The organism is Paenibacillus oryzisoli (genome assembly GCF_001653565.1).
GTDB classification, from domain to species: Bacteria; Bacillota; Bacilli; order Paenibacillales; family NBRC-103111; genus Paenibacillus_E; species Paenibacillus_E oryzisoli.
In genome coordinates, this window is sequence record NZ_LYPB01000053.1 from 56,943 (window position 1) to 71,237 (window position 14,295).

10 protein-coding genes and 1 pseudogene are annotated in these 14,295 nt (G+C 46.2%); 6 read left to right on the plus strand and 5 right to left on the minus strand.

Features of this window, described 5'->3' with window-relative positions; translation table 11 throughout:
• Positions 1-178: 178 nt before the first annotated feature.
• From A8708_RS10555 to A8708_RS10575, 5 genes and pseudogenes are all read right to left on the minus strand, one after another.
• A complete protein-coding gene (locus A8708_RS10555) occupies positions 179-1,258 on the minus strand; it encodes a Ger(x)C family spore germination protein (RefSeq protein WP_068663476.1) in 1,080 nt (359 codons plus the stop codon).
• Entirely contained in the window at positions 1,255-2,364 is a 1,110-nt protein-coding gene (locus A8708_RS10560) for a hypothetical protein (protein ID WP_068663477.1), read from the minus strand. The genes A8708_RS10555 and A8708_RS10560 overlap by 4 nt, the downstream gene beginning before the upstream one ends.
• 3 nt (positions 2,365-2,367) lie before the next feature.
• Positions 2,368-3,711, minus strand: a complete 1,344-nt coding sequence (locus A8708_RS10565) for a spore germination protein (RefSeq protein WP_068663478.1) — start codon at positions 3,709-3,711, stop codon at positions 2,368-2,370.
• A 129-nt stretch (positions 3,712-3,840) separates the two neighbouring features.
• A pseudogene (locus tag A8708_RS10570) lies at positions 3,841-4,332 on the minus strand (RCC1 domain-containing protein); the annotation flags it as partial.
• Between the two features lie 5 nt (positions 4,333-4,337).
• Positions 4,338-4,997 carry a phosphatase PAP2 family protein gene (locus A8708_RS10575; protein ID WP_068663479.1) on the minus strand — a complete coding sequence of 220 codons (660 nt, stop codon included), beginning with the start codon at positions 4,995-4,997 and terminating at the stop codon, positions 4,338-4,340.
• Between the two features lie 679 nt (positions 4,998-5,676).
• Between A8708_RS10575 and A8708_RS10580 the strand changes: the two genes are divergently transcribed.
• From A8708_RS10580 to A8708_RS36390, 6 genes are all read left to right on the plus strand, one after another.
• A complete protein-coding gene (locus tag A8708_RS10580) occupies positions 5,677-7,182 on the plus strand; it encodes a malate:quinone oxidoreductase (RefSeq protein WP_068663480.1) in 1,506 nt (501 codons plus the stop codon).
• 331 nt (positions 7,183-7,513) lie between these two features.
• A complete protein-coding gene (locus A8708_RS10585; protein ID WP_068663481.1) occupies positions 7,514-8,482 on the plus strand; it encodes an ABC transporter permease in 969 nt (322 codons plus the stop codon).
• Positions 8,483-8,505: 23 nt separating this feature from the next.
• Positions 8,506-9,390, plus strand: a complete 885-nt coding sequence (locus A8708_RS10590) for a carbohydrate ABC transporter permease (RefSeq protein WP_068663482.1) — start codon at positions 8,506-8,508, stop codon at positions 9,388-9,390.
• A gap of 55 nt (positions 9,391-9,445) precedes the next feature.
• Positions 9,446-10,993 (plus strand): extracellular solute-binding protein, encoded by a 1,548-nt coding sequence (locus A8708_RS10595; protein WP_157264661.1) that lies wholly within the window; start codon positions 9,446-9,448, stop codon positions 10,991-10,993.
• Between the two features lie 119 nt (positions 10,994-11,112).
• The gene (locus tag A8708_RS10600) at positions 11,113-13,398 is read left to right on the plus strand and encodes a helix-turn-helix domain-containing protein (protein ID WP_068663483.1); all 2,286 of its coding nucleotides are present in this window, start codon (positions 11,113-11,115) and stop codon (positions 13,396-13,398) included.
• Between the two features lie 591 nt (positions 13,399-13,989).
• Positions 13,990-14,295, plus strand: a 306-nt coding sequence (locus A8708_RS36390) for a transposase (protein ID WP_275667875.1), incomplete at its 3' end; no start/stop codon positions are given.

Below are 14,295 nucleotides of genomic sequence, written 5' to 3' on the forward strand. Positions count from 1 at the left end.
GCAAAGAAAGCGTTGCACCGCAGCTCCGCAAGTCGAAAAAATCGACTTACAGCAAAGAATTACTCGCGCCGCAGCTCCGTAAGTCGAAAAAATCGACTTACAGCAAAGAAATCGTCGCTCCTGAGCTCTCCGTCACATAAGCCTGAGCTCTTAGCCCCTGCTCCTTTTAGGTGCGCTCTCAATGCACTAATCCCGTACCCACAATTTTTACATGTGTCTCCACCTTGAATTTAACCTGTGGATAAACGGTCTGCCAATAGGCCCAATCCTTCTCTTTGCCAAAATGCTGAGCTAAATAGTGAAGCCCGAAGCCATACGGGTCAACATTGGCATCCCTAATTTTGTACAGGAGTGCCTCTACAGTGTGGTTGACATGCTGTTCAAGTTGCGTCTTGACTTGGTGAGTATCCAAATTTAATATACCTTGTTCAATCATGCCTGTAAGATCGAGTTCGAGTGTGACGACAGGCGTAGTTTCTTTGGAAATCGAAATATGCTTCTTGACACGTGCTACATAGAAGCTCAGTGGTTCTGCCTGATAAGTGATCGTAATCCCAGCCTTGCTGAACTCATTCGCACTCAAATTATAAAGCTGAGTTTCGTGTGGGTTGAGGACGGTACGTTGCGTTTTTTTATTAAGTAAAGCAAGGTGCTCAACGACATAAGAATCACCATCAAAGCTAATAATCGGAAAATAGGGATCTAATCCGGTTTCTTTGAAGCGTCGGAACGTATCAAATAAAAACGCGGTTACCGTATAAGGAGAAACGGTTCCTTCTTTACCGAAGGTGAGAAAAAAAGAGTTTCCAGCAAGTCTCTCCGTAGTCGGGTTCGATTCAAGGAGTTTTCGCGCATTAGGTTCGGCAACGGCAGTATAAGAAATGAGTTGAATGTCGCGTCTTCGAGAAAGCCAATTCAATGGTTCTTCAAGAGACTCCTTCGTTAAAGTAGCGCCAAATAAGAACATACGGCAATGACCGAAATCCAGCTCTTTATCAACGTGTGCTTTGAGATTTCTTACGGCTTCGGCAATGCTTTTGGCCTCTTGATGTTCGATCTGGCTTTCAGCAAGTCCTTCACCGACCTTTGAGGCGGGGATGGCAAGCCGCAACGTGACGAGATAAGGCTTATCCTCCTTGCCTGTCCAATCAATACCCATGGCAACGACAAAGAATCGTTTGTCGATATCTTTAAAGCTGCAACCTCCTAGGCATGTACAGATAAGTAGAAGGGAAATACCCGTGAGAAATGTTTTCATAGGTGGACCTGTTCCTTTTTTTGCTTCCTTACGAAATACAGCATCAGGAAGAGGAAATAGATTTCAACGAAAAACCGAAGCACTAACCAACCTTCAGAGAAATGCTGATTTCGTTCCAGATTAATAACGCGCATGAAAAGGAGGGCAAGTAAACCAATACCCACTCCGAGCCATACGTTGATCCAAGGAACAGGGTCTTCTTCAACTTGAGTGGCGCCATTGATGGAATAGCGAAGCAACATAATCGTCGTGTGCCAGGTATTCATGACGAACAACAGGGATAACCCTGTGAAGAGAAGTAAGAAGACGAACAAAACACGGTTAATAAAGCCGTATTCCGTCATCATGGAATCAGCTGTCATACTCCATAGGTACACATAATTTTGTACAGCAACCGTACCATGAAAACCTATAGGCACAAAAAAAGTAACCAGCAAGAAGAGCACGCCGAATAACGGCACAACCCAGCGAAAGCGAAATTTAAAACCTACGGTGTACAACCGGTTGAAAATGAGGAGGCTGAGGTAGCCAGAGAATAGAAAGGTAGAGGCAACGATTGTATCGAAGGAAGGCGGTTTATTGACATACCCCGCTACATAACGAATCGCATCCCAATTAATGTTTTCATTAAAGATGGCTTTCATGATAAATAAAATGAGTAATGGTGAACTAAGAATAACCATAACTTCATGAATGAACTGGACCGTACGTGTAGATCGGCTGCATGCCCATACGGCCGCGGTTGCCATAAGACCTAGGTTCAGAAAGGGGTTAATGTCGGGGTAGAAGAACATACGAACCGTTTCTGAATACGCATAGATCACGATAATTCCTGCTGGTAACCAGAGACATAGTGCGGCAAATAAGATGTTGATTTGACTAAACCAATGTGGCGTATACCGATCGCATATTTCCGGAAAGCCGAGTCCTGGAAACCGCTCGAAGCAAGCCATGGTGCCAAGCGAGAGGATGGTGCCAATCACCATAGCAACTAGCATACCTGATACGGCGCCATTGAATCGGTCTCGGATGAGTAGAGAGGGGACAAACATCATGATATTAATCATGCCAACATAGAGCACATGATAGTAGGTATAACGCGACATGAGTTACTTTGCCCCCTTTCTAAGGTTGGAGTGGTGTGCTTTCGCCTCAAGTTTAGGGATATAGAGGGCCAAATAGGGTTGGCCAAAGCTTCTCAGACTGCACCAATAGGAAATTAAGATGAAGCCAAGCACGACGACACCAAGTAAGCCAAAGAATATGGCAGCTATCACAAAGATATATTTAACGAAGCGGACCGAGTATCCAAAGCTGTTATTGGGAAATACGAAATTGGAAATCGCAACAACAGAAGTCACGATAATCATAATGGAGCTAACTAAGCCTGCTTGTTGAATGGCTTGCCCCAGGATGAGGCCCCCAACAGTCGTGGCGGTTGATCCCACATAGCGCGGTAGCCGGAGACTTGCCTCGATCAAAGCTTCAATCATGAATAACATGATGAAGACCTCGACAAAGGATGGATAAGGGACGACGACACGGCTTCCAGCAATGGAAAGGGTCAATTGGACGCGAAGTACCTCAGGATTGTAAGAGACAATCGCAATATAAAGAGCGGGCAGTGTAATGGTTAAAAGCATGGCGAAATAGCGCAGCAGGACGAGGCACTTACTCATCCAATAGGATTCATAGTCATCATCCATGGCGTGCAGGAAATCAAAGAGCCGCACAGGAAGAACGAGCCCGAAGCGGCTTCCATCTTGAAGAATGGCAATCTTCCCTCGTTCGAGCATGGCAGTGATACGGTCTGGCCTTTCTGTCTGGAGAATGACGGGGAAAAACCGATGACTCTTTCCCGAGAGCGATTGCAAGAGCTGGCCGGCAGCTTGGAGAACTTTGATTTGTATGGTGGAAATGCGCTCATTTAATAGGCCAAGTACGTCTTGGTTGACTAGACCTTTGTCATACAGAACTGTCACTCGTGTATTCGAGATTTGTCCAATCGTATGGGTTTCTACGCAAAGGGAGGGTGCATTATAACGCATCCGAACGAGGCTAATATTTAAATCCAAATCTTCGGTAAGCGCACTCTGCGGCCCCTGTATGGCAACCTCAACCTGAACGGTATCGGGCTTGTCCTGGAACTTCCGCTGCACATCGAATCGGTAAACCTGCTCTTCAATTTGAAAGAGAACAGTACCCTTGAGTAGTAGGAATGTCCAGTGATCGGGGTCATCCGCTCTGCCGAAAGCAGGGTTGGCATTAATCATACGGTCGAATTCTTCTGGATTAAAGCAATAGGAGTAAGGGACGGTCAATCCATTTTTGACTAAAGTCAGGTCACAGAGAGAGGGAAAGTAAATGACTTCCATCTGCATATAACCATTGTCTAGTGTGTCATAGAATAGGTCAGCTGGATTGTTTAATTGAGCACGGATACGTTCGATCATGTAATCATCCCCCCTATTCCCTTACATTACCATTCAGTTTAGCGTGCCCTGAAAGGGGGGAGAATAATCAGCACACTTCTAACGTTGACTTTGTATGTCTTAATTACGAAAATGAATGCCGGGCAGTTGGATACCGTGCCAGCCGCTTATATCACATTGGCCGTACGTGTTATCGCCGAGAGCTGATACCTTACCGTCGGATGTAAGCCCGACGGTGTGTGTGCAACCCGCCGCTACAGCGACCATATCGCGCCAATCACTAACCTCGCATTGGCCCTCATTATTTCGCCCCACAGCTACTACCGTACCGGCCGATGTAAGCCCAACGGTACGCCGCCAACCCGCCGCAACGGCCACAATAGAATACCAACCGCTTACATCGCATTGATTATGCTTATTCCAACCCACTGCCTGAACCGTACCATCCGATGCAAGACCAACCGTATGCGTATTACCCGTGTGAGCATTGCCCGCCGCGACTGCTATCATGTTGCGCCAGCCACTTACATCACATTGACCATATGTGTTATCGCCGAGAGCTGAGACCGTACCGTTGGATTTAAGTCCGACAGTAAGACGCCAACCTGCTGCTAAGGAATGCAAGGGTTTCCCAAAACCCATTAGTCTCACTCCTTCGTCGAGATCAGCTGTTTGCGATTTTCCATATACCACTGGAAGATCCAAACGCAGAAAGTGAACCAGAATCCGCTAGCCAAATAAGCGCCGAGAATGTCACTCGGATAATGGACGCCGAGATAGATCCGACTGGTGCCAATCAAGAGAATCATTAGGATACTTGTTAAAATAACGATCGTTCTGCCACTTTTCGAAGAGATATGCCGCCAAAGCAGGAAAGAAAGCGCAGCATACAGCGCAAAGGCTGCCATGGAGTGACCACTTGGGAAACTATAACCGGTTTCTTCAATCAGTCTGTGAAGCGTAGGGCGCTCCCGTTGAAAAAAGAACTTTAAAATCTGATTTAAGATGGCAGTGCCCGCCACGAGGACAATGAATAGAACTAATTCAAGTCGATGATGCAGGAATTTAAAGAACAGGAATAGGCAACAAAGCGAAATAACGACTACAACGGTTGTGGAACCGATAAACGTGAACCCATGCATAATGGGAGTCAGCCAAGGAGATTCCATCCCTTGAACTGCGGAAATAATACTGCTGTCGAATTGTGCGATCCAACGCCCTTTGATGAGGGAGGCAACCACACTAAAACACAGAACCGAAAGAATGCTTAGGACTAGGAAAACAGTTACTTTTAATTTTGCTCGCATGGTCAAGTTAGCTCCAATTTCATCTGATTTAAGTAAAATAAGGGTACCCAACAACTACAAATGATTACGATTTACAATTCCTTCATGTAACCATAGTAAACAATTGTGCGCCTAGCTGCAAAGGGACGGATGGATTCTAGGCAGTAGGAGCAGGATATAGATGGAGATTGGTATGGTGAAAAAAGTTATTTTATGGCTATTGGGTAAAGGATGTTGCTGTAGAGCACGGTTTCGTTTATAATGAATTGCGCGAAGTTTGGTTTGATGACCATCAGCGCGTGGGAAATAACAAATTTTGTCATTTTATTGGATAAAAATGTATTGCCATTCATCCTTAATGGACCTACAGCCACAAGCTGCAGGTCTTTCTTAAAATATCAGAATTTATAAGTTTTACTTATTAATTATTATGCTGAATTTCTAGATAAACGCTCCTGTCCTTCAAAGGACGGCGTAGCTGTTTATTTTGGTAGTTATTCGTTTTATCGACACGACTTCTTCGTCTCACTTCTTGTCGTAGTACTTGTAACTATCATATAATAGTAATAAATATTGTATCGATTGGCTTATTAATGATACAGAAAAGGTGTGTGTCTAGTCTGCGTCCTGGCTTGCTGTAACGCTGAAGTAGGCGCGTCTATATCCTTTCTGCAAATTTCAGGGTATAAGGATGGTTAAAATGAGCAACAGAGAAACGAAAACAGACGTCATCTTAATTGGTGCAGGAATTATGAGTGCGACATTGGGGACGCTTCTGAAAGAATTAGTGCCTGAATGGGAAATCAAAGTTTTTGAAAAGCTCGAAAATGCGGGAGAAGAAAGTTCTAACGAATGGAATAATGCGGGTACAGGGCATGCGGCACTGTGCGAGCTTAACTACACGTCCGAGAAACCAGACGGATCTGTCGATATTAGTAAAGCTATTCAAATTAATGAACAATTCCAGCATTCGATGCAGTTCTGGTCCTATCTCGTCAATAGCAAGCTAATCCGTAATCCACAAGACTTCATCATGCCATTGCCTCATATGAGTATGGTTCTAGGCAAGCAAAATGTATCGTTTCTGAAGAAACGTTATGAAGCAATGTCCAACAACGCACTGTTTCAAGGGATGGAATTCTCCGATGACCCTAAGAAGTTAATGGAATGGATTCCACTGATTATCAAAGATCGTCCAACCAATGAACCGATCGCAGCAACCAAAATTGACACCGGTACGGATGTAAACTTTGGCGCTTTAACGCGTATACTATTCAATCACTTAAAGTCGAAGAACGTTGATATTAAATATAAGCACAGTGTTGACAACTTGAGACGTACTAGCGATGGCTCATGGGAATTGAAAATACGTAATATTAACAGTGGCAGTGTTGAACGCCATACGGCTAAATTCGTCTTCATCGGTGGTGGTGGCGGAAGCTTGCATCTGCTGCAAAAGTCCGGTATTCCGGAAGGTAGAAATATCGGAGGATTCCCGGTGAGCGGGATATTCATGGTATGTAATAATCCGGCTGTCGTCGCAAAGCACCACGCGAAAGTCTACGGTAAAGCGAAACTTGGCGCACCGCCAATGTCAGTTCCGCATCTCGATACACGATTTATCGATAATAAAAAGTCGTTATTATTTGGACCATTCGCGGGCTTCTCACCTAAGTTCCTGAAAACCGGCTCCATGTTCGATTTGGTTACATCGGTTAAACCGAATAACCTCGTGACAATGTTGTCGGCCGGAGCCAAGAACATGTCATTGACGAAATACCTGATCGAGCAAGTTATGTTGTCCAAAGAGAAGCGCATGGAAGAGCTGCGGGAGTTTATCCCAAGTGCCAAAACGGAAGATTGGGAGTTAGTTGTAGCGGGCCAACGTGTACAAGTTATTAAAGACACGGCTGCTGGCAAAGGAACGCTTCAGTTCGGTACGGAAGTCATTAGTTCAGCTGACGGTTCATTAGCAGCATTACTCGGCGCTTCGCCTGGGGCTTCTACCGCGGTTTCGGTAATGCTGGAGTTAATGAAGAAATGTTTCCCTGAACATATCAAAGAGTGGGAACCGAAAATTAAAGAAATGATTCCGAGTTATGGTGTGTCACTTCTGAAACATCCAGAGCTTATCGATGAAATTCATACGTCAACCACTCGGATTCTTGGTCTAAGCGGCAAGAAATCGTTAGAGGTATCGCGTTAATAAATAGTGGGGAGTTTCGCTTCGCGGCGGAACTTCTTTTTTGTTTGTCTAAAGCTCTATTCACCGGCCTATCGCCGAGCGGGATAGGGCTTTTCGTCATCTCTATGACATCCATTGTCGCCTCTCCAACGCCGAGTATAACAATGACTATACGGTGTCCGATGATGACTATAACATGCCGCAATCCCTTGCTGCGACAGGCTTTTCGCGTCCTCCCGAAACACGTGCAGGAATGACTATGGACGGCAATATCACATGTTCCCTATGATGCAGAGGTAGCAATCGACGTGTTCGACTAGGAACAACACCAGGAAGGAAAGGAAGTGCAGTTATGCACACAGAATCAGCCCTAGCCGCGACCAAGGCGTCCGCGACATCCGCGAGAGGGATACATCGTAAGCAACATATGAAACGCATGCTGCGTAACCGATGGCTGTATCTGATGCTGCTCCCTGGCATCTTGTATTTTCTCGTTTTTAAGTACGTACCTATGTACGGCGTACTCATCGCTTTCAAGAATTACCAGCCGTTCCTCGGCTTCTGGGACAGTGAATGGGTGGGAATGAAGCACTTTAATCGGTTCTTCGGAGACCCGCTATTCTGGCGGCTGCTCAGCAACACCTTCATATTAGCGATCTATAATATTGTGTTCTTTTTCCCATTACCCATTATTATTGCGCTGATGCTGAATGAACTTCGGGTGGAGTTGTTCAAAAGAACGATTCAAACGGTGGTCTATATCCCACATTTCATGTCTTGGGTCGTCATCGTATCCATAGTCTACCTATTCTTCACAACCGAAGGGGGACTAGTGAATGAAGGAATTAAGTCGCTTGGCGGTGACAAGATTAACTTCTTGCTCAGCGCGGACTGGTTCCGAACGTTCATTACAGCAGAGGTGATCTGGAAGGAAACAGGTTGGGGGACGATCATTTTCCTAGCCGCGTTGTCAGGCGTGGATCCCCAGCAGTATGAGGCTGCTCGCATTGACGGGGCGAACCGCATGCAACAAATGATGAATGTGACGTTTCCCGCGATTCGCTCCACGATTGTCATTCTGCTTATTCTGCGGCTTGGGCATTTTCTGGATACGGGGTTTGAACAAATCTGGCTCATGCTGAATGCGATGAATCGCGAGGTTGGCGAGGTGTTCGACACCTATGTGTATTCGACAGGAATTTCGGAAGGACAGTATAGCTATAGCACGGCTGTAGGCTTGTTCAAATCAGTTGTTGGACTCGTGCTCGTAGCAGCTTCGAACTTTATCGCCAAGCGAATGGGCGAGGAAGGTGTCGTGTAACGTGATGGAACGGAGGCTATCCCATGGTTAAAGATCGTTCGTTAGGCAGCAGGTTGTTCGATGGCGTCAATATCACCTTGTTAACTGTATTTGCACTAGTGACATTGATCCCTTTTATTTATATCGTTGCGGGTTCGTTTGCGACCCAAAAGGAATTATTGCAGAGAGGCTTTATCCTGTTCCCGACGGAATTCTCGCTAAGTGCCTATTCGTACATTTTCTCCACTGGAACGTTGATGCGCAGCATGGGCGTCACGATTTTCATCACGATTGCAGGTACGTTCATCAATATCATGATGACATGTTTGATGGCCTACCCGCTGGCGCGGAAGGATTTGGACTACCGTAAACCGATTCAAATCGCTGTCATATTCACCATGCTGTTTGGCGGTGGGATGATCCCGACATTTCTGGTGATTAAACAGCTAGGCATGATCGATACGTACTGGTCGTTGTTGATTCCCGGCGCGATTAGCGCATTCAATCTCATTATTATGCGGAATTTCTTTCAACAGCTGCCCGATGGCTTGGAGGAATCCGCCAAGATTGATGGCTGTTCCGATCCGGGCATATTGTTCCGCATCGTCATACCGCTATCCCTGCCGGCTATTGCCACGTTCTCGCTATTTTATGCGGTGGGACATTGGAATACTTTTTTCAGTGCCGTGCTCTATATTAATGACTCTACAAAATGGCCGATCCAAGTGCTGCTCAGGCAGATTGTCATCATGTCAGATGGCGGCGGGCTTGGCGATTCAACTTCACTCGCAGCAGATTTCGTACAACCGCCTGAGCAAAGTGTGAAGATGGCCGTTATCGTCATTTCCACATTGCCGATTCTGATTGTGTATCCGTTTCTACAAAAGCATTTCGCCAAAGGCGTGTTGCTGGGTTCCGTTAAAGGGTAAACTGTTTCCACAGTTTCTCGATAGATGTATCATATAAAAAGGGAGGACGTTTACTATGAAAAAAATGTTGCATCCGAAAATGACTAAGTCCATCGCATTAGCTTCTGTTCTAACACTGACTGCTGGGGTGGCTGCAGGTTGTGGCGGAGCAAGCAAAGAAGCGGTTAGCGCTGATGGGAGTGCGAAGCCGTCCACAGCAGCAACTGAATCAGCTAAGCCGGCAGCTCCTTATAAAATGTCGATCATGATGCCGAGCTTCAATCCGGAGCCGATGTCAACGGACGGTGAGATTTTCAAGAAAATTCAAAGCGTGACAAACACAGAATTGAAGTTGAATTGGGTGCCATCTGCGACCTATTCGGATAAATTAAGCGCAACGGTCGCCTCAGGCGAGCTGCCGAGTGTCATTACCGTTTTGAATCAAAAGGTACCTTTCATTGTGAATTCTGTTCGCTCAGGCATGTTCTGGGAGCTCGGTCCTTACTTGAAGGATTATAAAAACTTAAGCCGCATGAACCCCATTGCCTTGAACGCAATCTCCATTGACGGGAAAGTGTACGGGATTTATCGGGAGAGGGACTTAGCGAGAGACGGGATTACGCTGCGTAAAGATTGGTTGGACAATCTGGGCTTGCAAGTGCCGAAGACGATTGATGAGTTCTACAATGTGCTGAAAGCTTTTACGAATAATGATCCTGATAAAAATGGCAAAAATGATACGGTTGGACTCGTTGAACAGCAAACGCCTGCGGGTTGGAGAGATATGCTGGCTTGGCATGGTGGGCCTGCCGATTGGGAGTTAAAGGATGGCAAGATGAGTCCAGCTCACTTGTCACCTGCGTACTTGGAAACGATGAAGTTCTACAAAAAGCTGTACGATGAGAAGCTGATCAACCTCGATTTCGCTGTCGTCAAAGACGGTCGCCAAGTGATGAACAAAGGAACAGCTGGCGCTTGGGTTGCGAACTTGAATGATGCGAACGGCATTGAAGAGCAAGCGAAGAAAGTAGATCCCAAAGCCAAAGTTACGATCATTGGTGCATTGGAAGGACCGAAAGGACTTCGCAGTATCGCGGGAACTGGATCTTACGGGATTTTCATGATTCCTAAGACATCTGTAAAAACGGAAACTGAGCTGAAGGCAATTTTGAACTATTTCGATAAATTATCCGATAAAGACATGCAAAATATGCTCTACAATGGAATTGAAGGCCGTCAATACACGGTTGAAAACGGTGAATACAAGAAAACAGCAGATCCTAAATTACTTGTAGAGTACGGGATGGGCGATTCTTCTCAGCTTGCTGTCTTAAGAGATCAAGTGACAACGTTCGGTCCTGAGCTTGTGCATCAACGGGACAATGTATGGAGAGAAAATGCGAAAATCGCGATCGAAAACCCCGTCAATGCGTTAATTTCTGACACGGCAAGTGAGAAAGGCAAGGAACTGGATAAATTGATCGAGGATGCGAGAACCAAATTTATTATGGGCGCGCTGGATGAGAACGGCTGGAACAAAGCCGTGGAACAATGGAAGCAAAATGGCGGCAGCAAGGTAATCGAAGAGTACACAGCCGAATATAACAAATCAGCCAAGAAATAATCGAAGTCTTGTGCCCCGCTGTCAGGGTCTGTGTTTTTCCCCATGACACAGATCCTATTTGTTATAATAGAGGAATTGACAGTAACCAAGACTAGTCTGCTGAAGGAGACAACGGGGGCATGAAGACACATACGTACTTACGCAAATTAATCGTGCTTACGCTCGTTGTGGGGGCTTTTCCAGTTCTCATTTTGGGGTGGTATTCCTATACATATTCCTCTCATACCGTTCTGGAAAAGGTGAATGAAAGCAACGCACAGATCTTGCGCCAAACGCAGCTGCGCGTCGAGCAAACGTTGAAGACCATCGATTATACGGCGTCGCAATTGTTGAATACACCTCTAATGACGAGCGCGATTGGCAAGCGGCTGGCCATCACGGATGCAGAGTTAATCAACGATCTCTATGATAACCTTCTGGGGATACAGACTTTTGAGCTTGGGATCAAGGATGTCTTCCTGTATAGCCTGGAGAATGACTGGTTAATTAGCAATTCAGGATTTAATGAATATAGTCATGTGAAAATGAAGGATTTACTGCTCGGGTTCGCAACGATGCAAGCTGGCTCCAAGTGGGTCAGTATGGATTTATCCGAACGCTATGATGCGGAATCTTCAGTCGTGAGTAATAACTATACGATCATGAATGTGAAAAAGTGGCCGATCAACTCCCTGAAGCCTCAGGGCATGATGGCGGTGCTGTTGTCAGGGAAGGAAACGAGCAACCTGATTGATTTAGAAGACGACAACATGGGGCAAATGTACATCGTGGATGAAATGAACAAGCTCGTGGCGCACCGGGACCGAACACTGGTCGGAAAGGATATGTCGCAAGAGTCGTTCATTCGTCATATTGCCGAATCTAGTGAGGCAACCGGGCTGTTCAAGTCCCGCGTGCAAGACGAGGACATGTCCATTTCTTATCGCAAATCCGCCTACAATGGTTGGACGTACGTGTCTGTGCTTCCGATCAGCGAGATGACGAAGCGGGCCAAAAGCATTGCATGGACATCCCTATGGGTTAGCGTCATCGCTTTATGTACGTCCGTTATCATTGCCGTGCTAGGTACACGAAGTGTGTACAGGCCTGTAAGAAGCATCTATCGCTCTCTTGCGAATGCCAAAACGTCCCGTGAAGCGAAGGACGAATTAGGCGTCATCAGCGAGGGCATTCAATCCCTTTTGTCCAATCAATCGCGTATGCAATTTCAGTTAGAGGGCCAACAGGAGCATATGACCGAGCTGCTCGTTCGCAAAATGCTCACGGGCGAAGCGAAGTCATCTGAGATTCAAGAACGGCTCCAGTATTATGGCTATACGTTGGAGTGGGACAAAATGCGTGTGCTCCTTTTCCAAATCGATGATTTGGCGGAGAGTCGATTCGATGAGAAGGACCGTGATTTGCTGCTCTTTGCGATTAGCAATATCGTGTCAGAACTGGTGCCCAATCATGAACGGTTGGCTCCAATCGTGTTTCAAGATGCGGTGCTCCTAATTGCAGGTACGCAGACAGGTTCCGAAGAGGCTTTCAAGGATAACGTGTTCGAGATGGCCGTAGCTATTCAGGAAGCGGTGAAAGGCTACTTGTCCGTAGAAGCGAGCGTAGGCATTAGCCGAAGCTTCGCGCATTGGATGGATGCGGAGCAAGGCTACGCGGAATGCGTAGTAGCGCTGAAATATCGCGTGCAGCTCGGGAGGGAGGCGGCATTGTTCATTGAGGACGTGCAGCCTAAGAAAGGCAAGGAGAGTCAATATCCGAAGGAAGCGGCTGCGCAAGTTATCGATGCGATTCAGTCGTCAGATAAGACGCGGGCACATGAAGCGTTAGCGATATTCATCGAGAATGCCTCCAAATCCGTCGATAACCACAACGATTATCAGCTTTCACTCGTTCGTCTGTTGGTCGATTTGATCCGTCTGCTGCAGGATTCCGGGATTTCGTTATATGCGCTGAATCAGAGGGAGAGATCCCTGTTCGACGAGCTGTTGCACCTTCACGCTGTCAGGGAGATCGAAGCTTGGTTCTACGAGCAGATTGTGGAGCCTAGCATCGGCTTGCTGGAGGAGCGGAGGGATACGCAATTCCGTACGATTTCGGATGAGGTGAAGCGACTGATTGAGGAAGCGTTCGATACGGATTTGACGTTGGAAAAATGCGCTGCCCGCATTAATTATCACCCGCAGTACATCTCTCGGGTATTCCGTCAGGAGACCGGAATTAACTTTGCCGATTATTTGGCCCAATACCGTCTCGATATCGCCAAGCGTTGGTTGCGCGAGACGAATATGACGGTCACGGATATTGCAGAGAAGCTCAAATACAACAATCCGGCGAATTTCATTCGCTATTTCCGCAAAATGGAAGGCATAACCCCCGGACAATATCGGGGCAAACCTGAGAAATGAGATCGAATCCGCCTCGGAGGACGGCGTAGCCGTTGAATAACTGGATTTTCTGCAGGCCTGTTGATTAACCAAAAAAAGGTAGCCAAAAAGGCCGCTCATTCGGTATGGTATTTGTACCCCTACAAACACCCGAAATGAGGCGGCCTCATGAACAAGTCTACTTCACTAACAACCATTCTGCAACAGGTTCTTCCCGAAGAAACCATGCAAATCCTTATGGATACTTTAGGCTTTATCGATGTGGCTCGGAAGTTTACCGTTTATGATTTATTTTTGTTTCTCAGCGAAGCGGCTTTTCAAGAATGGAAAGGTTACCGAGACGGTGAGCAGCGCANTATTCTGCAACAGGTTCTTCCCGAAGAAATCATGCAAAGCTTTATGGATACTTTAGGCTTTATCGATGTGGCTCGAAAGTTTACCGTCTATGATTTATTTTTGTTTCTCAGCGAAGCTGCTTTTCAAGAGTGGAAAGGTTACCGAGACGGTGAGCAGCGCATGGGTAAGTCTGGATTGCAACCTGTCAATTACTCCACGATCTCTAAGAAAGCAAAAGTAGTGCCCTTTGAGCTATTTAAACAATTATTGCAATTCATGATTAAGCAGTGCAATAGAAAAACACGTCGTTCCTTGGGGATTCCGCAGGAACTGCTTATTGTTGACTCCACGAAAATTACAACTGGCTTAGGACGCATGCCCTGGGCTCCTTTGAAAGGAGAAAAAGCTGGAGTAAAGCTACACGTAGCCTTACTGGCAGATCGTGGAGAACTGTACAAAGTTACTGAAACTACGGGAAATGATCCGGATATGAAGTCCTGCCCTATCTTACAGGATTGCCAGAGAATCTTAGTCGCAGATCGAGCTTATGGTAAGCACGCATGGTTTGATGACTATCAAGAA

Excerpts from the sequence above, each read along its gene's own strand:
- A8708_RS10555 (WP_068663476.1), bottom strand. The coding sequence starts at position 1,258 with ATGAAAACATTTCTCACGGGTATTTCCCTTCTACTTATCTGTACATGC.
- A8708_RS10560 (WP_068663477.1), bottom strand. The coding sequence starts at position 2,364 with ATGTCGCGTTATACCTACTATCATGTGCTCTATGTTGGCATGATTAAT.
- A8708_RS10565 (WP_068663478.1), bottom strand. The coding sequence starts at position 3,711 with ATGATCGAACGTATCCGTGCTCAATTAAACAATCCAGCTGACCTATTC.
- A8708_RS10575 (WP_068663479.1), bottom strand. The coding sequence starts at position 4,997 with ATGCGAGCAAAATTAAAAGTAACTGTTTTCCTAGTCCTAAGCATTCTT.
- A8708_RS10580 (WP_068663480.1), top strand. The coding sequence starts at position 5,677 with ATGAGCAACAGAGAAACGAAAACAGACGTCATCTTAATTGGTGCAGGA.
- A8708_RS10585 (WP_068663481.1), top strand. The coding sequence starts at position 7,514 with ATGCACACAGAATCAGCCCTAGCCGCGACCAAGGCGTCCGCGACATCC.
- A8708_RS10590 (WP_068663482.1), top strand. The coding sequence starts at position 8,506 with ATGGTTAAAGATCGTTCGTTAGGCAGCAGGTTGTTCGATGGCGTCAAT.
- A8708_RS10595 (WP_157264661.1), top strand. The coding sequence starts at position 9,446 with ATGAAAAAAATGTTGCATCCGAAAATGACTAAGTCCATCGCATTAGCT.
- A8708_RS10600 (WP_068663483.1), top strand. The coding sequence starts at position 11,113 with ATGAAGACACATACGTACTTACGCAAATTAATCGTGCTTACGCTCGTT.